The following is a 1117-nucleotide window of genomic DNA, read 5'->3' as shown; positions in this document are numbered from 1 at the left end:
AAAATCCGACCTGGGTCACGCGCCTTCGTAATGGGCGGCCACCAGCCGGTCGAGCAGCCGCACGCCATAGGCCGTGGCGCCCTTCGGCGTGCAGGGCGCGTCCTTGCCGCTCCAGGCCATGCCGGCGATGTCGAGATGCGCCCATGGCCGGCCGTCCACGAAGCGCTGCAGGAACTGCGCCGCGGTGATCGACCCGGCGGGACGGCCGCCGACATTCTTCATGTCCGCGATGTCGGACTTGATCTGCCGGTCGTACGCCTCGCCCAGCGGCATGCGCCAGACCTTCTCGCCCGACGCCGCCCCGGCCTCGGCCAGCTGTCCGGCCAGGGCGTCGTCGTTGCTGAACAGCCCGGCGTGTTCGTGCCCGAGGCCGATGATGATCGCGCCGGTCAGGGTGGCGAGATCGATCATGAACGCCGGGTCGAACCGCTCCTTGCAGTACCAGAGCACGTCGGCGAGGACGAGCCGGCCCTCGGCGTCGGTGTTGATCACCTCGATCGTCTGGCCCGACAGGCTGGTCACCACGTCGCCCGGGCGCTGCGCGTTGTCGCCGGGCATGTTCTCGACCAGGCCCACGAGGCCGACCGCGTCCACCTTCGCCCGCCGCCCGGCGAGCGCCGCCATCAGGCCGATGACCGTGCCGGCGCCGGCCATGTCCCACTTCATGTCCTCCATGCCGGCGGCCGGCTTGATGCTGATGCCGCCGGTGTCGAAGGTCACGCCCTTGCCGATGAAGGCGAGCGGCTTGCCCCGCCCGGCCTTGGGCGTCTTGCCCTTCTTGCCCTTCTCGCCGCCGCCCGAGGCGCCGTGCCACTGCATCACCACCACGCGCGCCTCGTTCGCGCTGCCCTGCGCGACGCCGAGGAGGGCGCCGAAGCCCAGCTTGGCCAGCTCCTTGGGGCCGAGCACCTCGACCTTCAGCCCAAGCTCGGTCAGCGCCTCGCAGCGGTCGGCCATGACCGCCGGGGTCAGCACGTTGGCCGGCTCCGACACCAGATCGCGCGTCAGGAACACGCCCTCCGCCACCGCCTGCCGCGCCGGCCATGCGGCACGCGCCCCGGCCGGATCGGCGGCCAGCACCGTCAGCGCCGCAAGCCTGGGCTTGTCGTCCGCCTTT

1 protein-coding gene is annotated in these 1117 nt (G+C 71.8%); it reads right to left on the bottom strand.

The window, feature by feature from the left end; translation table 11 throughout:
- Positions 1-15 precede the first annotated feature (15 nt).
- On the bottom strand, positions 16-1117 hold a 1102-nt coding region (locus B8460_RS18855; protein WP_048863166.1), incomplete at its 5' end, for a leucyl aminopeptidase.

The organism is Acidisphaera rubrifaciens HS-AP3, assembly GCF_000964365.1.
Taxonomy (GTDB): Bacteria; Pseudomonadota; Alphaproteobacteria; order Acetobacterales; family Acetobacteraceae; genus Acidisphaera; species Acidisphaera rubrifaciens.
Note: the sequence above shows the minus strand (reverse complement) of the source record. Positions and strands in the feature narration are given on the sequence as shown.